Source organism: Falsiroseomonas sp. (assembly GCF_051859025.1).
Taxonomy (GTDB): domain Bacteria; phylum Pseudomonadota; class Alphaproteobacteria; order Acetobacterales; family Acetobacteraceae; genus Falsiroseomonas.
The window spans coordinates 100,749-118,313 of record NZ_JBHYGL010000004.1 but is presented as its reverse complement, the minus strand read 5'-3'; the positions used below and the strand labels follow the sequence as shown (position 1 = coordinate 118,313).

The 17,565-nt window shown below is 69.7% G+C and carries 14 protein-coding genes; 7 read left to right on the top strand and 7 right to left on the bottom strand.

Features of this window, described 5'->3' with window-relative positions; genetic code table 11:
• The first annotated feature begins 2 nt into the window (after window positions 1–2).
• Genes ACTIE5_RS07405 through ACTIE5_RS07390 form a run of 4 tightly spaced genes read left to right on the top strand, consistent with a single transcriptional unit; the run spans window position 3 to window position 4,794 of the window.
• Window positions 3–569, top strand: a complete 567-nt coding sequence (locus tag ACTIE5_RS07405; RefSeq protein WP_075823479.1) for a hypothetical protein — start codon at window positions 3–5, stop codon at window positions 567–569.
• Window positions 566–919, top strand: coding sequence for a DUF6950 family protein (locus tag ACTIE5_RS07400; protein ID WP_439549051.1), 354 nt, complete (start codon window positions 566–568; stop codon window positions 917–919). Before ACTIE5_RS07405 ends, ACTIE5_RS07400 begins: the two co-directional genes overlap by 4 nt.
• Window positions 919–2,940 carry a phage tail protein gene (locus ACTIE5_RS07395; protein WP_439549050.1) on the top strand — a complete coding sequence of 674 codons (2,022 nt, stop codon included), beginning with the start codon at window positions 919–921 and terminating at the stop codon, window positions 2,938–2,940. Before ACTIE5_RS07400 ends, ACTIE5_RS07395 begins: the two co-directional genes overlap by 1 nt.
• 12 nt (window positions 2,941–2,952) lie before the next feature.
• Window positions 2,953–4,794 (top strand): hypothetical protein, encoded by a 1,842-nt coding sequence (locus ACTIE5_RS07390; RefSeq protein ID WP_439549049.1) that lies wholly within the window; start codon window positions 2,953–2,955, stop codon window positions 4,792–4,794.
• Between the two features lie 177 nt (window positions 4,795–4,971).
• On the opposite strand, the gene ACTIE5_RS07385 is transcribed toward ACTIE5_RS07390, so the two are convergent.
• From ACTIE5_RS07385 to ACTIE5_RS07375, 3 genes are all read right to left on the bottom strand, one after another.
• On the bottom strand, window positions 4,972–6,135 hold the full coding sequence (locus ACTIE5_RS07385) for a reverse transcriptase family protein (protein WP_439549048.1): 1,164 nt from the start codon (window positions 6,133–6,135) through the stop codon (window positions 4,972–4,974).
• A gap of 192 nt (window positions 6,136–6,327) precedes the next feature.
• Window positions 6,328–7,596, bottom strand: coding sequence for a phosphoribosyltransferase-like protein (locus ACTIE5_RS07380; protein ID WP_439549047.1), 1,269 nt, complete (start codon window positions 7,594–7,596; stop codon window positions 6,328–6,330).
• Between the two features lie 609 nt (window positions 7,597–8,205).
• The gene (locus ACTIE5_RS07375; protein ID WP_439549098.1) at window positions 8,206–8,490 is read right to left on the bottom strand and encodes a transposase; all 285 of its coding nucleotides are present in this window, start codon (window positions 8,488–8,490) and stop codon (window positions 8,206–8,208) included.
• 80 nt (window positions 8,491–8,570) lie between these two features.
• Between ACTIE5_RS07375 and ACTIE5_RS07370 the strand changes: the two genes are divergently transcribed.
• Complete coding sequence (locus ACTIE5_RS07370; RefSeq protein WP_439549046.1) at window positions 8,571–10,280, top strand: ATP-grasp fold amidoligase family protein; 1,710 nt, start codon at window positions 8,571–8,573, stop codon at window positions 10,278–10,280.
• A 695-nt stretch (window positions 10,281–10,975) separates the two neighbouring features.
• Here ACTIE5_RS07370 and ACTIE5_RS07365 read toward each other — a convergent pair.
• The 4 genes from ACTIE5_RS07365 to ACTIE5_RS07350 all read right to left on the bottom strand — a co-directional run bounded on the left by ACTIE5_RS07365 (window position 10,976) and on the right by ACTIE5_RS07350 (window position 14,581).
• Window positions 10,976–12,157 (bottom strand): amidohydrolase, encoded by a 1,182-nt coding sequence (locus ACTIE5_RS07365; RefSeq protein WP_439549045.1) that lies wholly within the window; start codon window positions 12,155–12,157, stop codon window positions 10,976–10,978.
• Entirely contained in the window at window positions 12,148–12,783 is a 636-nt protein-coding gene (locus ACTIE5_RS07360; protein ID WP_439549044.1) for a hypothetical protein, read from the bottom strand. The genes ACTIE5_RS07365 and ACTIE5_RS07360 overlap by 10 nt, the downstream gene beginning before the upstream one ends.
• A gap of 32 nt (window positions 12,784–12,815) precedes the next feature.
• Entirely contained in the window at window positions 12,816–13,772 is a 957-nt protein-coding gene (locus tag ACTIE5_RS07355; protein ID WP_439549043.1) for a Bug family tripartite tricarboxylate transporter substrate binding protein, read from the bottom strand.
• Window positions 13,773–13,837: 65 nt separating this feature from the next.
• Window positions 13,838–14,581, bottom strand: a complete 744-nt coding sequence (locus ACTIE5_RS07350) for a DUF459 domain-containing protein (RefSeq protein WP_439549042.1) — start codon at window positions 14,579–14,581, stop codon at window positions 13,838–13,840.
• Window positions 14,582–14,762: 181 nt separating this feature from the next.
• On the opposite strand from ACTIE5_RS07350, the gene ACTIE5_RS07345 reads away from it, so the two are divergent.
• Window positions 14,763–16,076 (top strand): GDSL-type esterase/lipase family protein, encoded by a 1,314-nt coding sequence (locus ACTIE5_RS07345; protein ID WP_439549041.1) that lies wholly within the window; start codon window positions 14,763–14,765, stop codon window positions 16,074–16,076.
• A gap of 9 nt (window positions 16,077–16,085) precedes the next feature.
• Window positions 16,086–17,474: an MBOAT family O-acyltransferase gene (locus ACTIE5_RS07340; protein ID WP_439549040.1), complete on the top strand. Its 1,389-nt coding sequence runs from the start codon at window positions 16,086–16,088 to the stop codon at window positions 17,472–17,474.
• The last annotated feature ends 91 nt before the right edge of the window (window positions 17,475–17,565 follow it).

Genomic DNA, 17,565 nt, shown 5'->3' with positions numbered 1-17,565 from the left:
CCATGTCCGGCACCCCGCGTCTCAGCAACCAGGCCGCCTCCGCCGCCACCGCGCCGATTGCCACCCCGGTCGTGCTGGTCGAGCTCGACTTCGCCACCGGCCCCTTTCGCGTCTGGACCGGGCTCGGGCCGCTCGATTGGGCGGGGAAGGTGTTCGAGGGCGCCGGCAGCATCGGCGCCATCTCGGATGTCGAGGAGACGGTGGAACTGCGGGCCGTCCGCTTGACCCTCGCGCTGTCGCCGGTGCCGCAGGAGGTGGTGGATATCGCGCTGGCCGAGCGGAGCTATCGCTTGCGGCCGGTCACGCTGTGGGGCGCGCTGCTGGATGCGCAGGGGGCCTTCGTGGCGGACCCGTTTCCGCTCTGGGCGGGACTCATGGACACCATGGAGGTCACGGACGGCGCGGAGCCTTCCGTCGCGCTGGCCTGCGAGAGCCGGCTGGTGGACCTCGAGCGCGCCGAGGTGCGGCGCTACACCGATGCAGACCAGCAGGCGGAATATCCCGGCGATCGGTTCTTCGAGTTCGTGCCGGCGCTCCAGGAGGCGGAGATCCGGCTGCCGATCCAGTGAACCGGCTGCCCGACTGGCCGGAGCGCCTCGCAGCACTGATCACGGCGGCTGAGCATCGGCCCTTCGATGCGGCGCGCTGGAACTGCGGGCGCTTCGCCCTGGCAGCGGTGGTGGCCTGCACAGGGCGGCGACCCTCCTGGCAGCACCGCGCCACGCTGGCGGAGATGGCGGACACGGCCGGCTATCCGCGCGTGCCGGTGCCCTTCGCAGGCGCGGGCGACGTGGTCCTGGCCGCCGATCCCGATCGCCTAGGCGTCGTGCTCGATGCCGGCCGCGTCGCCTTCGTCGGTTCTGCCGGGCTCCTGCGCCTCCCCATCACAGCCTGCACCATCGCCTGGAGGGTTGGCTGATGCCCGTCGCCATCCCCTTCATTGCCGCAGCCGCGGGGGCCGCCGCCTCGGCCGTCATCGGCGGCGGCGTCCTGGGCGCCGTGGCGGCCGCCGGCGCCGCCCTGGTGGTCTCGGCCGTGGGCGCCGCGGTCTTCCGCCCCAAGTCACCCTCCGCCGCCCGCAGCGCCAACGTCACGCCAGGGACGGACACCGGGCCAGGCTCCGGCTTCGATCCCCGCACGCCCGGCGCCGGCCGCACCCAGTCCTTCCGCCAACCCATCACCGAGCACCAGATCGTCTTCGGCCGCTGCCGCGCCTCCGGCCCCGTGGTGTTCCTGCACTCCGCCACCGACGATGAGGGCCGCGCCGACGGCTTTCTCCACGTCGTCGTGGTGATGGCCGCGCACCGCGTCCGCGCCATCAGCGAGGTCTTTCTGAACGGCACCGCCTCCACCGACGCGAAGTTCGCCGGCCTGCTGCGGATCGATCGCGCGCTCGGCGATCCCGGCCAGGCCGCCAATGCCAACCTCGTCGCCGACACCGGCGGCCAGTGGACCGCCGCGCATCGCGGCCAGGGACGGGCCTATCTCGCTGTGCGCCTCAAGCTGCGGCCCGAGGCCTTCCCCTCCGGCCCGCCCAGCCTCTCCGCCATCGTCGAGGGGGCCGACACCATCCTGGATCCGCGCACTGGCACCACCGGCTGGTCCGACAATCCCGCGCTGTGCCTGGCCTGGTACCTGACCTCGCCCTTTGGGTGGCGCGCCGCCTGGGCGGATATCGACCTGCCGGCCCTGATGGCCGCGGCCAATATCTGCGACGAGATCATGGGCCGGCGCGATGGCACCGCCGAGCGGCGCTACACCGTCAACGGCGCCGTCACCCTGGGCGAGGGCAAGATCGCCATCACCCGCAAGCTGGTCGCTGCCATGGCCGGCGCGCTCGTCGTCTCGGGCGGGCGGTTCTACATCCATGCGGGTGCGCCTGCGCTGCCGGCTGCGACACTCACCTCCGACGACCTGCGTGGCGACGTCACCATCGTGGGCTCGCGTCCGCGGCGGGATCTCTTCAACGGGGTGCGCGCCGTCTATGTCGAGCCGGCCGCCGCCTGGCAGCCGACCGATGCGCCGCCGCTGCTCGCTAGCAACTACGTCACCGAGGATGGCGGCGAGGCGATCTACCGGGACATGGAGTTCCCGCTCACCACCTCCGCGGCCACCGTGCAGCGCCTGATGAAAATCGAGCTCGAGCGCAATCGCCGCCAGCGCGAGGTGGCCATGCAGGCGAACCTCTCGGCGCTGCGGCTGCGGCCCTGGGATGGGGTGACGGTGGCGCTGGAACGCCTGACGCCGTTCCCCGCCCGGGTGACGGGATGGGCGCTGGCGCCGGATGGCGGCGTGAACCTGCAACTGGCCGAGGAGGATCCCGCCGTCTGGGCGTGGAACCCGGCGACGGATGAGCGCGCGACGGGGCAGAACCCGTCCGTGGTGCTGCCGAACCCGGGCGTGATCGCGGCACCGGCAACCATCCTGGTGGAGACGCCGCTCGGCACGACCTTCACGGCGATTGCGGTGTCCTGGTCGGCGGTGGGCTCGGCCTATCTCGCCGGCTACGAGATCGAGTTCCGGCCGGCCTCGGTCGCGGTCTGGCAGGGCTATGCCGGCGGCTTTGGCGCCACCGCCGTGGCCATCCCCACCGCGGAGCCGACCGCCTTCCGCGTGCGGGCGCAGGCGCGCAGCGGGGCGGTGTCGGGCTGGCGGGAGGCGCTGGTCCCGGCCGCCGCGTCGGGCCTGACCGCGACCGGCATCGCCGGCGGCGTGCGCCTGTCGGGTGGCTTTCCCGCGGACGGGGTGCGGCTGCAGGTGTTCGAGGCCAGCAGCGCCAGCCTGGGTGCCGCCACCAAGCTGGCCGCCGAGCCGACCGCGCTGCCCTGGGATCGCACCGCCCTCACCACCGGCCAGACCCGCTGGTACTGGCTCCGCAGCGTCTCGGCCGAGGGCAACGTTTCCGCCTTCGCCGGCCCGGTCACCGCCACCGCCCTCTGATCGGAGAACGCCATGCCGGCACGGATCGACGACCTGCTGGTCCTCAACGCCAACCTCAACAAGACGGATTTCGCGAAATACCTGCGCGACCGCGAGGCTGTGCTGCCGAACGATTTCGGCGGGCTGGGCGATGGCGTGGCCGATGATCGCACCGCCATCCAGGCGGCGTTCGATCGCGCCGGCGCGGACCAGAAGTTCGCGATGATCCCGCCCGGCACCTGGAACGTCTCCGGCACCGTGACGCTGCCGGGCGGTGCGCGCGGCCTGATCATGCAGGGGACCATCCGCTACACCGGCAGCGCGCCGACCTCCGTGCTGGTGCTGGGCGATGGCGGCACCATCCGCAACGCCGAGAAGCTCTACAGCGGGCTGAACGTCATCCGGCAGACGCTGTCGGACTGGTCCTCCGAGGCCGATATCGGCATCACCGTGCGCAACGTCGATGCGAGCCAGATTGAGCTGCGTCGCGTCGAGGGCTTCACCATCGGCATGCGCACGCTCGGCGATGGCCGCGGCGTGGAGGACAGCACCTTCACGCTGGGGCGCATCGTCAACAACCGCATCGGCCTCGACATCTGGTGCGCCACCGCCACCGCCTGGAACACCTCCATCCGCTACTATGGCGGCCACTTCGCCCAGGCGACGGGGGTGAATGCGAGCCAGGACCGGTTTGGCGTGCGCTTCGGGAATGAGGCGGGCGCCTATACCAACCACAACCGCCACGTCTTCGACGCGCCAAACTTCGAGCTCCGCCAGGCGGGCAGCAACATCGCCATCCCCTTCCTGAACCAGACCTCGGGCTCCGCCATCATCGCGCGCAACATGCGCATGGAAGCCTGCTCGCCACTTGCGGCGCGGCACACCGCCGGGGCGCAGGATTGCGAATACGACATCGCCTGGACCAACACCTACCTGGTGGGCATCGACTACACCGCGACGGCCAACCGCTGCGGCAATGCGGTGATCAACCGGCACCGCGCGCCGGCGTCGCGCTTCCAGCGCTTCCTGGCCGGGGTCCCGAACACGCGTGCGGCGGCGTTCCGGCAGTCGGCGACGGAGGTGGGTGTCGAGGGGCTGATCACCATCGCCACCTCGACCACCACAGCGACCTTCATGGCGGATTTCTGCTTCAACGGGCTGACCGACCTGACGCCGACCGATCGGGCGGTGACCCTCGCTGCGAACCGTGGGCTGGGGTGGATGCTCGACACCTCCCAGGCGAAAGAGTTCGCGCTCGCGCATTGGCTGACGAGCGGCGCCTCGGGCGGGAGGTTGTTCGTGCGCGTGTTCGACGGCGCTGGGAACGTCCGCGAGGACATTGCCGGCGACGTGCTGGCATCGATCACCACCATGCAGTGGAACGGGCCGGCCAAGGGGTGGAACGCCGGCGCGCCGATGGACGATGCCAACTTCAATCGGCGGCAGACCATCCGCGTCGGCGCCGCCGTGGCCTATGCCCAGGTGGGCGTGATCGGCTTCGATGGGCCGATCGACCTGCAGTCGCTGCGGCTCTACGGGCTGCCGGAGGCGGCGCCCGCGGTGTTCAATGGCACGCCGCTGCTGACGGGGGCGCTGTTTGGCTCTGGGCGGAGAGAGTTTGCCGCGGAGATGTCGTGGGATCTTCCGGGCCTGGCGCCCGGGGCGACCGCGCTGATCGACGTCACAGTGAATGGGGCGCGGGCGGGGGATCTCGCGCAGGCGTCGCTGGTGTCGTCGACGCGGTTCATCGAGCTCGACGCTGCTGTGTGGTCGAACAACACGGTGCGCGTGATGGCGCGCAACATCTCCGCGGCGACGTTCGACCTCGCGGCGGCCACGCTGTCAATTGAGGTGGTTAAGCGAAGGGTGCCATAGCCAAATTTGCCACACCTCCAAGACACGTATGGGCCTGCTCGATCTTCGCCGAGCAGAGAATATGCTAATAAACGAGGCCCATCAGGGCACATGGTCACGCCGGTCCTGGCTGCTTTTGCCTCGGTCACGAGCCTGCGGTGTCAGGCTTGGGCCCACGCTAACGCGTCACTCCGTGCGTCACCAAACGACGGCCTTGAGACGACGCTTCAAGGCGTCGCAGTAGGCTGGGTCAATTTGGCCGGCGTAAGCGACGAGACCCTCGATGTGACGTCGCATACCAATAACAGATGCGAAGCCCCGGGCAGCCTGATGTGCCTGGACTCCGATCTTGGGGTGCGTCAACGCGTAGACGTGCGTCTCGATGTTGTTTCGGAAGCTTCGACTCAGGCGCGGGCGGGAGGAGTCTACCAGCAGGCCCAAAACGATCTTGCGAGCGCCGGGCGGCGTCACTGTCGTTTTCTGCCGATGCGCTTTCAGGCCAGCTCGGGAGAGCGCACGCTCAACCTCGTGCGATAGGGACACAGCCGCGTGTCGGTCTCCACTTGTCGATCTCGAGAAATGCATGTCGTCAGCGTACCGCGTGTACCGCCAACCGCCGGCCGAAGCGAGAGCCGAAAGGGCTACGTCCAAGTTCCTCACGGAGTGATTTGCGAGCATGGGGCTAGTCGGCGCGCCCTGTGGGAGCGTGCCTTGAAGGCGGCTCGGGTAGGGAAGGCCGGACGAGGATCGCGATCCCGCGTCTTTAGGAGGCGCTCCGGTTAAGTCGGTCAAGCGCGAAGCCAAGCGCGTGCAGAGCCGCGCGAGTTCGAACGAGAGCAGCGCTGGGTAGGCGAGACTTCGGAAGACCCGGTAAGCTTGACGCTCGGTGATCGACTCGAAGAAGTGGCGCACGTCGACCTTCACCAGCCAGGCCGCGTTGGAGTGCCGGGCCGCGGCGTCGCGCATCTTCCCGCCCGGCGCGAAGGCGAAGCTCGACGGATGTGGCGGGATAACGTTGAGGATGTTCTGCGCGATCCAGCGTTGCAAGCGCATCAGGCCAGGTTCAGGAACGCATATCGTTCGGTAGCGACGAGGCGCCGCATTGCCGGCCGACGGCGTTCCCCGCTTTTTGACCCGGAAAACTTTGTACGGGTCCACCTCACGGCGGACGATACGCTCGAGCCGGGCTGGTGACACGTCAGCGAGGTGTGCGAGGTGCCCGAGCGTGAACACGACGGGCAACTCCGGATGAACGCTCTTGATCGCGGCGGCAGTCGCAAGGGCGGCTTCCACCGACTTGGCGGACACGCCAGCGCTGGTCGCACCAGCCTTGAACTGCTGAGGGTCCCACTCGTGCGCCATCTACTTTCGATCGGTCCAGGTGGACGCGGGCTCGTTCAGCAAGCCGAGCCTCCCGAAGGCGGTTCCCGAAGGGAATGCGAACGAGTCCGTGTGTACCTGCATTCCGAAGCTCTGACAGCGGCGAGGGGAACCCCTCGCCCACGACGGACGGCTGGTGCCGCCTATCGAGGCCGTCCCGAAGGACGGCGGGTGCTAGACCGGCGTCGGTGGGACCCTCAAGGACTTAGGATAATACGGTTCGGCATTGCTGTGAACTGTCGGACGTTTCCGGTCGCTTACTAATCCTGCCAGCAACATCAGCTGCCCAGCCTGCGTCAGGCGACCGTCGCCATCCAGGAGCCCCTCCCGCTTTGCCTCGCCCAAAACGGCCTCCACCTCGGGTAAAGGCAACTGCGTCTCTCGAGCGATCGCTTCTTCCTGGCCCAGCTTGAGTCGGCCTCCTACGAGGGACAGGACCAACACTGAGCGCAGTTCCTTGGCCGTAAGCCCGACCGCGGTGATCACGCCCAAGCTCTCCGCGGCGACGACAAGCATTTCCACTTCGTCCCGCATGCCGAAGGTCTTGTGCAGGTCCTCTGGGATGCCGCCTTCATAGAGCGCTCGCCAGGGCACCGAGGGATCCGTACCGTGGATCAAAGCCGGAGTATTGTTAGGTAGACGGTAGCTGAACGCCACCAGGCATGGTTCCTCGCCGTACCCTTCGCGATCGGCGCCGCGGCCTTGAGATGGACCGGCGGTTTCGATGAGACGGCGCCAGTCGGCAGCTTTCGGGCTTCGTGACTCGGCCGAGATGACGGGCGCGGCGTAGGTAGTCAGGACCCTCGGCTTGAGACGGTGCCGGCGCACCGCCGCCCTTCCCTCGTCGGTCGAGACCGCAGACACTACCGCAAAGTCCACCAGTCCGAGCGACACCCACGACTTCACGGACCGCACTGCCCAGAACGCATCGAGCCAGCCCAAAACGCGGCGACCCGAACCAATAAGGTCGGTGACGATCACGATGGTTTGGGTCGGGCGAGATTTTCCCCTGATCCGGTCTGGACCGGGATGGTCAACGAAAACGGATGCGCCCGACGACTTGACCACTTGCGCAATCAAATTCGCGATCAGCCCCTCGCTGCCGACCCTTGTACCGCCTCGTATCGGTTGTATCGGCGCCACGTTGCGACCGTATCCGGTCAGGCGAACACGGCCCGCCCGGTCCGGCTTACGCGACTCCGTGAAGATCGGCTTTCCGCCAAGCTTGCGCTCGGCGTATAGCGCTAGACGACGTCGATGGTTGGGTCGTGAAGCGCCAAGCTGGGTTAAGGCGCTGCGGATCGCGCGACTGACCTGCTCGGCATTGAGCAGCAGCATCGCGTCGAGCATATCGGCTGCAGCCGACTGGTCGTCAGCGTTGAACTGTTTAAGCCAGGACTGGCCCGTGGTGGTCTCGGAAAGTCGAGGCGGCGAGCGGCGCATGTGCGTACTCTAGCGCCATCGTTCGGAGGCAGACACTACTCAGATCGGGTTCAGACGTTTGCAGATCGGCGGGGACGGCTTCATCACGATCGTCACCGCAGCCGGCAACCAGCCGCAGTGGCTATGTAGCAGCGCGCAAAGATTATTGATCTTTTCCGTGATCTCAGAGTGGATGACGTTCCCAATCCTTTCCGCCAGTTTCGCTTTTGCCCGCAACGCTACGATGCCTTTCGCTCTGGCTCGCGCATCCCCTCGGGACACCATCGAAGCCGCGCGAAAACCTGCGAGGGACCGTTTGTAACCGGTCGCACCCTCTCCGCCAGTTCCCCTACGATCCGTGCTCTCCGCCAGACCGAGCGCCGCGCTGAGTGGCAGGTTTCCTGGGGTTTTTGGGGCGGACCTGTTGACTGGCCCGGCGCGGCGACGGCGGAAAATCGCTCTCCGAAGGCCAATTCTGTCAGTGACCGTTTGAGAACACTGGCGGGTCGGTTTCGCTGGGCTCTTCCGCCCCTGGTGCGTCGCCAGACTTGCCGATGCAACCAGCATCGGCCGCACACGGCTCCTGCCAGGGACGAAAAATCCCTCGCGAACCCTCAGCCGCCAGCATTCTCAAACGGTCACTGAGTTGACGACGTAGAGGGCGCATTCGGCTGGGCTGACGAGGTCGAGGATGGCGCCGGCCTTGCGCCAAGTGGTCTCGACAGTTCGCTGCTCCGCTGCGCGCATCAGGTGCTTGGGCTTGGCAAAAAGCTGTTCGGCCGGGTTCAGGTCGGGGCTGTAGGGCGGCAGGAACAGCAGGTGTGCGCTGGCCTGACGGATGGCACGGCGAGCGTGCTGTCCCTTGTGGCGACAGAGGCTGTCGAAAATGCACACAGAATTCAACAACTCTCTGATGGCAGGCAGTCGGGCACTTATGACTTGTTGAAAGCCCTATCGTTTCAATAGAAGCAAGTAGAGCGGGATTGTAAAACGGTATGTCCGCCGGCGGGCTCTGCGTCTACACCGCGCTTACGGGCGGCTACGAGCGGTTAAACGAACAGCCGATGGCGCGCCAGTCGGGGCTGCGCTTCATCTGCCTCACCGACGATCCCGGCCTGCGCAGCGACACCTGGGAATGTCGTGTCATCCAGCCGACCTTCTGGATGGACCCGGTGCGAAGCCAGCGAGACCTGAAGATTCGGCCGCACCTGTACCTGCCGGAGTTCGAAGCGTCGACCTACATCGACAACAGCGTCATCCTGGAGCAACCGCCCGAGGCGCTATGGGCTGCTCGCGACACCCGAGCTGGCCTCTGCCTGCCGCGCCACACCGGTCGGGCGACCCTGCTTGACGAATTCGTCGCCGTCGCACGGCTCAGCCTCGACGACAGCGCGCGGATCTTCGAGCAACTGAACCACTACACGATCGCACACCCCGAACTGCTCGAGGAGCCGGTCTGGTGGACCGCGATCCTGCTGCGCCAGCACCACCGGCCGGAGGTGCGGCGTTTTGGCGAGGCGTGGGCCGCGCATGTGCTGCGCTATTCCCGCCGTGACCAGCTTTCGGTGAACCTTGCGATCCGCGCGGCCGGGCTGATCCCCTATGTCCTGCCGCTCGACAACCGCCGTTCGACCTTCCACCGCTGGCCGGAGACGCCGGGTCGCGCGCGCGATGCCGGGCCGCGCAATGCCGCCACCAGCCTGATGCCGCTCGTCGCCCGGCTGCACCGGCTGGAAGAGCGCGAGGCGGAGGCCACGGTGCTGCGCCGCTCGCTCCCCTGGCGCGCGACGGAGCCGCTGCGCTGGCTCGGGCGGCGCCTGCCGCTGCTGCGCGTCATGCTGCCGCGAGGCGCAACCCACCGCGCGCTGGCGCTCGGGCGGGACCTGCCCGTGCTCGGCCCGCAGCTGGTCAAGGCGGAACTCACGCGGCGCTTCGTCAAGTCGAACGGGCGTCCGCCAAGGCTGGACCCGCCGGTCAGCTTCAATGACCACATGCTGGCCCGCATCTTGCAGGATCGCGACCCGCGCTTCCCAGCCTTTTGCGACAAGCTGGCGATGCGCCAGGTCGTCGGCCGCACCCTTGGGTCAGCGCTAGTGCTGCCGCTGCTCGGCACCTGGGACGACGCGGAGGCGGTGGACTGGCGCGCGTTGCCGGAGCGCTTCGTGCTGAAATCTAACCACGGATCCGGCAAGGTCGCGCTGGTGCGCGGCCCGGCCGAACGCGACTCGCCCGCCCTGGCGGCGAAGGCGCGCCGCTGGCTCGCTGCGGACCATTACGACGCCTCGCTCGAATGGGGCTATCGCGGCATCCCTCGCCGCCTGCTGGCCGAGCCCATGCTGCGCGGCCCGGATGGTGGGCCGCTGGTCGAGATCGAGGTCTATGCCTTCGCCGGGCACGTGGCCCTGCTGCGTGTGATCCGCGGTGAGAAGGGCACGCAGCTGCGCCGGGAACGCTGGTATGATCGGGCAGGCACGGCGGTGCCGATGACGACCATCTCGCCGGTGGGCGATGTCGCCCTCGATGAGGCGGACCGCACGTGCGTGGTTGACGCCGCCGAGACGCTCTCGACCGGATTCACGCAGCTGCGGGTGGACTTCGTGCTGACGGAGGCGGGCCTGAAAGTGCTGGAGGTCACTCCCTATGCGATGGCGGGACATGCCCATTTCGTCCCGGCAAGCTGGGATGGGCGACTAGGCCGCATCTAGAGCGCGGCGAAGCGTGGCGAGTTGGTTGCGCCGGTTACCCGGCACGAGATCGAGGAAGGTTTGCGGGACGATTGGCCTGGCGCCGGGGAATCGAATTGTAGCGGCGGATCCGGATCGCGCCGGTGATGGGCGCAAGAATGAGCCCGCCGGGTCCGGCACCCAGAGAGGTGGCTTGGAGATTCTAACAGGCTGGCATGTGAATCTCCTGCCTGAGAGACCGTTTGAGAATGCTGGCGGCTGAGGGTTCGCGAGGGATTTTTCGTGCTGGGCAGGAGCCGGGCGCAGCCGATGCTGGTTGCATCGGCCAGTCCGGAGACGCACCCAGCGCGGAAAATCCCAGCGAAACCGACCCGCCAGTGTTCTCAAACAGTCTCTGAGAACGGCGAAGCTGCTGGCGGCGCCGCGGAACAAGAAGGTAAAGCAGGTCAAGAAGCGCATCCTCACCGCGCGCCCGCACCTCAACGCGCTGCAGGCCGCGGGAGCGCTGGCGGCGGCGATGCTCGACGAGGGCGGATGGCGGCTTGGGTGTGGACTTCGCGGGCATGGGGTGCCCTCAACGGTTTCCGGTAAAATCTTCGGAAATGCGAACGGGGTTCAAGGGCAACGCTGGCACACCCCTCACCTGGGCGCCGCTCTCCAAGCCTCCAGGCTAGACACCGCCTGTACCGAGTCGCACCTCCTCCGCCAGCCCCCCCTCAGCCCCCCTCGCGCCCCGCCGCCAGCCGGTCCCGCGCGATCCGCACCAGGAAGCGCGTGCCATCCGGCAGCGCATCGTCGTTGAAGTCGTAGCCGGGGTTGTGCAGCGGGCGGGACGCTTCGCCATTGCCGATGAAGGCGAAGCACCCTGGCACCTGCGCCAGGAAGCGCGCGAAATCCTCGGATGCCGTATGCGGCGCCGCGGCCTCCGCCACCTGCGCATCGCCGAACACCTGGCGCGCCGAAGCCAGCGCCGCGCAGGTGGCGGCGGGGTCGTTGATGGTGGGGATGAATTCCCGCGTGTAGGCAACACTGCATTCCAGCCCGTAGGTGGCGGCGGTGCCGGCGGCGATGCGGCGCATCTCCGCCTCGATCGCGGCGCTCACCGCCGGGTCGAAGCTCCGCGCATCGCCCAGGATGCGCGCCGTGCCGGGCAGGGCGTTGCGCGTGCCGTCGGTGAGGAGTTCGGTGACGGACACCACCGCCGTCTCGGTCGGGGCCAGGCGGCGGGCGACGATGGTCTGCAGGTTCAGCACCAGCGCGCAGGCCGCGACCAGCACCTCCCGCCCCTCCTGCGGGCGGGATGCATGGCCGCCCAGGCCGCGCAGCAGGATCTCGAAATTGTCCTCCGCCGACATCACCGCGCCGGCGCGGGTGCGGAAGGCGCCGACCGGCAGGCCGGGCTGGTTGTGCAGGCCGTGGATCTCGTCGAAGGGGAAGCGCGCCATCAGCCCGTCCGCCAGCATCGCCAGCGCGCCCTTCCCCCATTCCTCCGCGGGCTGGAAGATGAAGCGCAGCGTGCCATCGAAGCCGCCTTCCGCCGCCAGGATGCGCGCCGCGCCCAGCAGCATGGTCGTGTGCCCGTCATGGCCGCAGGCATGCATCACGCCGGGGTTGCGGGACCGGTAGGGCAGCGCCGAATCCTCCGGGATGCGCAGCGCGTCCATGTCGGCGCGCAGCGCGATGCAGCGATTGCCGCTGCCCCGCCGCAGCGTCGCGACCACGCCGGTGCCGCCGACGCCCTCCACCACATCCGCGATGCCGAAGCCGCGCAGCCGTTCCGCCACCAGGCGGCTGGTGCGGTGTTCCTCGAACCCCATTTCGGGATGGGCGTGGAAATCCTGGCGCCAGGCGCGCAGTTCCTCCCAGAAAGCCGCGTCCTGCCCGGTCGCTACGGACATGCGGCGCGCCCCAGCGCGACGGTGGCGCCGGCCTGGTCGCGCAGGCAGCCCGCGGTCCAGAGGCCGACATGCTCGACGCCCCCCAGCACCGCGCGGCCATAGCCATGCGGCCGGTCATCCTGCCAGGCGCCCTCGAAGCGGTCGCCATTGGCGAAGATCTGGGTGCCCGGGCCGGCGCGGCGGCCTTCCTGCCAGGCGCCCTCGAAATGGTCGCCATTGGCCGCGATCAGGATGCCGAAGCCATGCGGCAGCCCGGCGCGCCATTCGCCGGCATAGCCATCGCCCGCCGCGCCGCGGGCCTGGCCCATGCCGTCCGGCCGGCCGTTCCCCATCGCGCCGATATAGCGGATCGCCGGGCCGGCGCCGTCCGCCGGGGCGCGGAACTCGGCGCTGCCGGGCCCCTCCGCCGGGCCGGCGGGACAGGCGCCGAACCAGCTGGCCGCCTCGCCGTCCCGCGGGGCAGCGTTCCACAGCCAGCAGCCCTGCCGGGCATCCACCATCCAGCCGGGGCGGCCAGGCGCCGCCAGCGCCTCCTGCGGCGGCTGTTCGGGGCGAGGCTGGCCCGCGGCGGGCAGGGCCGCCAGGCCGCACAGGAAAGCCGCCCCGATGAATGCCCGCATGGTCATCCCGCCCCTGTCCCGTCCCGTCCCCGCGCGCCCTATTGCGGCTGCAGCCCGGCCAGGCGCACGGCCTCCGCGTATTGCGTGCGTTCGGCGCGCAGGAAGGCGCCGAATTCGGCCGCACCCTGGCCCGTAGGCTCGATCCACAACTCCTCGAAGCGGGTCCGGATGGCGGGCTGCGCCAGCGGCGCCCGCACCGCCTCCTCCAGCCGCGCCCGCTGCGCCTCCGGCACCGCCGCATTGGTGAGGAAGCCGAACCAGGAATTGGAGGCGAAATCCGCCATGCCGAGTTCCGCGAAGGTCGCCACGCCGGGCGCCGCCGCCAGCCGCTGCCCATGCGCCAGCGCGATCGGCACCAGCCGCCCCTCCCGCACCGGCGGCACCACGTCGGGCAGGATGCCGAGCACCATCTGCACCCGACCCTCCAGCAGGTCCGGCAGCCACTGGCCCGCCCCGCGATAGGGCACATGGGTGAAGTCGCCCCCGGTCCGCGCCTTCAGCAATTCCGTGCTGAGGTGGTTCGACGTCCCCGTCCCGTAGCTGGCATAGCTGAGGCCCCCCGGCCGGCTGCGTGAGGCCGCTACCAGCGCCGCCAGGTCCCGCACGCCGAGCGAGGGATGCACCACCAGCATGTGCGGCAGCACCGCCACATGGGCGAGCGGCGCGAAATCCCGTTCCCCGTCATAGGGCAGGTTGCGCTGGATGAAGGGGTTGATGGTGAAGGAGTTGGAGGCCATCAGCAGCGTCGTGCCATCCGGCGCCGCCCGTGCGGCTTCCTGCGTCGCGATCACCGTGCCGCCGCCCGGCCGGTTGTCGATGACGATCGGCGCGCCGAGCATCGGCCCCATCACCGGCGCGAAGAGCCGCGCGACCAGGTCCATGGTGCCGCCGCCGGGGAAGGGCACCAGGATGCGCACCGGCCGTGCCGCGCCCTGCGCCAGCGCCGCCATCGGCAGGCTGGCCGCCATCATCCCCAGGCTCCGCCGCCGGATCATCGCCCTCGCTCCCTCATGCCGCAGCGGCAATGATGGGTCGCGTGCCTGTGGCCGGCAAGCGCGCGTCAGGCCTCGCCGACGCGCCCCAGGCAGGGGGCGAGTTCGGGGAATCGCTGGCCGGCGGCGTCGAACAGCAGGCTGGCGATGCGGCGGTAGCCGAAATGGGTGAAGTGCACCCCATCCTCCGCCCGCATCGCCTGGACGGACCGTTCCAGCGCCACCGCCGGCATGTAGCGGCCCTGCGCGTCGCTGGTGGCGTCCCAGGTCGGCAGGAACACCGCCCCCGCCCCTTCCGCCGCCGCCTGCTGGATCGCGTTCAACTGCCGCGCCGCGCCGGCGAACTGGCTCTCCCGCATGTTGGGCAGGCCGAGCCACACGGCCCGCGCGCCCCCCTGCACGGCATTGCCCGCCATCTCCGCCACCCGCTGGCCGTAGAGCTCCGCGAAGGCGGCTGTGCCGAAGGGATAGCGCGCACGCCGGGACCGCAGCACCATCGGGCGGAAGTCGTTCGCGCCAATCCAGAACACCACCAGATGCGGCCGGTGCCGCTCCACCAGGTCCCGCGACACGGCGGTCCAGTCATATTCGTCGCCGCGCGTCACCCCGGTGGCGTGCAGCGTGCCGTTGATGATGCGCAGCGTCTCCCGCCGCCGCATCGCGGGCTGGAGCGACAGGAACATCCCCTGCGCCAGGCTGTCCCCGCAGAACAGCAAATCCACCCGCGGCGGCGTATGGCGTTCCAGCGCCCCACCAGCCGGGGCCGTCGCCTCCGGCGCCGGGGGCGTGGCCGCCTGCGTGAGACGCGGCACGGAAAGTGAGAACAGGCCGGCGGCGGCGCCCAGAAGGCTGCTTCGCCGTGTCCGGTCCTTTCGGCACCATTCAGCCCGCATGCAGGCACTCCGAATTCGCGTGTGGCGTGAATCGGCTATATCATGCAGGGGGTTAATGGGTAAGGACCAGCCAGCCTCAATGTTCGCCCGACGGCGCCTGATGACGACATTCGGCCTCGGCGCGCTGCTGGCCGCCTGCGGCCGCGAAACGACGGACCGCCCCGCCACCCCGGCCGAGGCCGCGCGCTGGGCGGAGGGCCTCGCCTTGCCCCCCGACCCCGCCTTCGAATCCATCCTCCCCCCCGCCGCCGGCCCCGATCCCCTCGCCCCCCTCGGCCATGCCCTCCGCGCCCTCGAAGCCGGGGCCGAGGGCCGTGCCCTGGTCCTCATCCTCGGCGACAGCCATGCCGCCGGCCCCATCCTCTCCGAACGCCTGCGCGACTTGTTCCAGTCCCGCTACGGCGCCATCGGCCAGGGCCGCCTGCCCCCCGCCCGCGCCCAGCGATTCTGGAACCCCGCCGGCCTCTTCATCGCCCAGAACGGCGAATGGGAGGCCCGCAACGCGCTCCGCTCCTCCAGCCCCGGCCCCTTCGGCCTGACCGGCTACCGCCTGACCGGCGCCCGCGCCGGGGATACGCTGACGCTCCGCACCACCGATCCCCGCGGCTTCGACCGCATCAGCCTGACGCTCGCCACCCACGCCGCCTCCGGCAGTTTCCGCCTGCGCGCCGCCGGCACGCCCGATACCGCCCACGCCACCGCCACCCCCGCCCCCGACCTGCGGCAGATGCGCTACGACGTCTCCCCCGGCACGAAGGAGATGGCGCTGGAACTCGTCGGCGACGGGCCCATCGACCTGCTGGGCTGGGGCATCGATCGCCGCGGCCGCGGCGTGCTGGTGGAGGCCTTCGGCATCAACGGCGCCACTCTCGCCACCCTCGACAACCGGGACCCCTCCATCCTCGCCCGCGAACTCGCCCTGACGCCGCCGGCGCTGGTCATCCTGGAATACGGAACCAACGAGGCGACGGACCGCGACCTCGACGCCGATGCCTATGCCGCCGCCCTGTCACGCCGCATCCGCGCCCTGCGAACAGCCCTGCCCCGCAGCGGCATCATGCTGATGGGCGCCCCCGATGCCGGCCGCCCGGTGCGCCCGCCCGCGCGCCGCCCGGGCCAGCCCGCCCGCCCCGCGACAGGCTGCGCCGGCGTCACGCCCCTCCCCTCGCTCGTCACCGTCAAGGCCGCGCAGCGCCGCGCGGTGGAACAGACCCGCGCCGGCTTCTTCGACTGGTCGGCGGAGGTCACGCGCGATGCCTGCCGCCTCCCCGCCCTCGCCGCCGCCTCCCCGCCGCTCATGCAGCGGGACCTCGTCCACTTCACGCCCGATGGCTACCGCCTGACGGCCGATCGCCTGCACGCCGCCATCCTGCGCGGCGCCGGCATCACCGGCCCCAACACCAGCGGAGCCTGACCAGCCACCATGCTCTTCCCCACGGGCATCTTCGCCCTGTTCTTCGCCGTGGTCTTCGCGACGCACTGGCTGCTGGTGCGCTTCGCGCCCGCCCTCACCCGCCCCTTCCTGCTGCTCGCCAGCCTGGCCTTCTACGGCTTCTGGAGCATCCCCTTCTGCGCGGCGCTCCTCGCCATCGGCCTCTTCGCCTGGGCCATCGGCCTCAAGGTGCGCGAGGATGAGAACTGGCTCATCCTCGGCGTCGGCGGCACGCTCGGCTGGCTCGCCTACTTCAAATACACGGGGTTCCTGCTGCGGGAGGCAACGCCGCTTGCCGTCTCCCTGGGCTTCCCGCCTTTGCCGGCGCCGGAGATCCTGCTGCCCGTCGGCATCAGCTTCTACTGCTTCCAGGTCATCTCCTACATGGTCGATGTCCGCCGCGGCGACGTGGCGGCCGAACGCTCGCCGCTGAACGTCCTCGTCTACCTCTGCTTCTTCCCGCACCTCGCCGCCGGCCCCATCGTCCGCGCCGCCCACTTCCTGCCGCAGGTCGCCGCCCTGCCCGATCGCTGGCGCGTGCCCCTCGCCATGGGCGGCCTCCTCATCCTCGGCGGCCTCTTCAAGAAGATGGTGCTGGCGAATGAGATCGCGACGGGGATCGTCGACCCCGTCTTCCGCGATCCCGCCTCCTACGGCGCGCTCGACATCGCGCTGGCGGCCTATGGCTACACCATCCAGATCTGGTGCGACTTCTCCGGCTATTCCGACATCGCGATCGGCCTGGCCGCGCTGCTCGGCTACCATTTCCCGAAGAACTTCGACCAGCCCTTCCGCGCCCTCTCCCTCTCCGAGTTCTGGCGCCGCTGGCACATCTCCCTCTCCACCTGGCTGCGCGACTACCTCTACAAGCCGCTCGGCGGCAGCCGCGGGACCGAGGGCCGCACCGCCCGCAACCTGATGCTCACCATGGTGCTCGGCGGCATCTGGCACGGCGCCGCCTGGACCTTCGTCGCCTGGGGCGCGCTGCACGGCGCCGCCCTCGTCATCGAACGCGCCCTCGGCCTGCGCGCCGTGCCGTCAGGCTGGGGCGGCCGCATCCTGCGCTGGACCATCACCTTCCACATCGTCGTCGCCGCCTTCGTGCTGTTCCGCGCCCCGGACCTCGCCACCGTCGGCACCATGGCCGCCGGGCTGGTGGATCTGGAAATGCCGAGCGAAGCCTGGACCTGGCGCCTGCTCGCCTTCGTGGCGCTGGGCCTCGGCCTGCACTTCCTGCCCGCCGACCTGCGCCAGCGCAGTGAAGCGCTTCTCGCACCACTCCACCCGGCGCTGCTCGGCCTGGTCTTCGGCGCGGCTCTGCTGGGGATCCTGCTGGCGGCGCCGGAAGGCGTGGCGCCGTTCATCTATTTCCAGTTCTGATGGTTGTTGTTTCGCAGAAGCAGGGGGGCGCCGCCCCCCTGACCCCCCGCCAGGGTCCAGCGGGACCCTGGACCGCGAGGCTTTGGAGCTG

Coding starts and splice junctions, on each gene's coding strand:
- ACTIE5_RS07345 (WP_439549041.1), top strand. CDS start 14,763: ATGACGACATTCGGCCTCGGCGCGCTGCTGGCCGCCTGCGGCCGCGAA.
- ACTIE5_RS07365 (WP_439549045.1), bottom strand. CDS start 12,157: ATGTCCGTAGCGACCGGGCAGGACGCGGCTTTCTGGGAGGAACTGCGC.
- ACTIE5_RS07390 (WP_439549049.1), top strand. CDS start 2,953: ATGCCGGCACGGATCGACGACCTGCTGGTCCTCAACGCCAACCTCAAC.
- ACTIE5_RS07360 (WP_439549044.1), bottom strand. CDS start 12,783: ATGACCATGCGGGCATTCATCGGGGCGGCTTTCCTGTGCGGCCTGGCG.
- ACTIE5_RS07340 (WP_439549040.1), top strand. CDS start 16,086: ATGCTCTTCCCCACGGGCATCTTCGCCCTGTTCTTCGCCGTGGTCTTC.
- ACTIE5_RS07385 (WP_439549048.1), bottom strand. CDS start 6,135: ATGGCGCACGAGTGGGACCCTCAGCAGTTCAAGGCTGGTGCGACCAGC.
- ACTIE5_RS07380 (WP_439549047.1), bottom strand. CDS start 7,596: ATGCGCCGCTCGCCGCCTCGACTTTCCGAGACCACCACGGGCCAGTCC.
- ACTIE5_RS07355 (WP_439549043.1), bottom strand. CDS start 13,772: ATGATCCGGCGGCGGAGCCTGGGGATGATGGCGGCCAGCCTGCCGATG.
- ACTIE5_RS07395 (WP_439549050.1), top strand. CDS start 919: ATGCCCGTCGCCATCCCCTTCATTGCCGCAGCCGCGGGGGCCGCCGCC.
- ACTIE5_RS07370 (WP_439549046.1), top strand. CDS start 8,571: ATGTCCGCCGGCGGGCTCTGCGTCTACACCGCGCTTACGGGCGGCTAC.
- ACTIE5_RS07405 (WP_075823479.1), top strand. CDS start 3: ATGTCCGGCACCCCGCGTCTCAGCAACCAGGCCGCCTCCGCCGCCACC.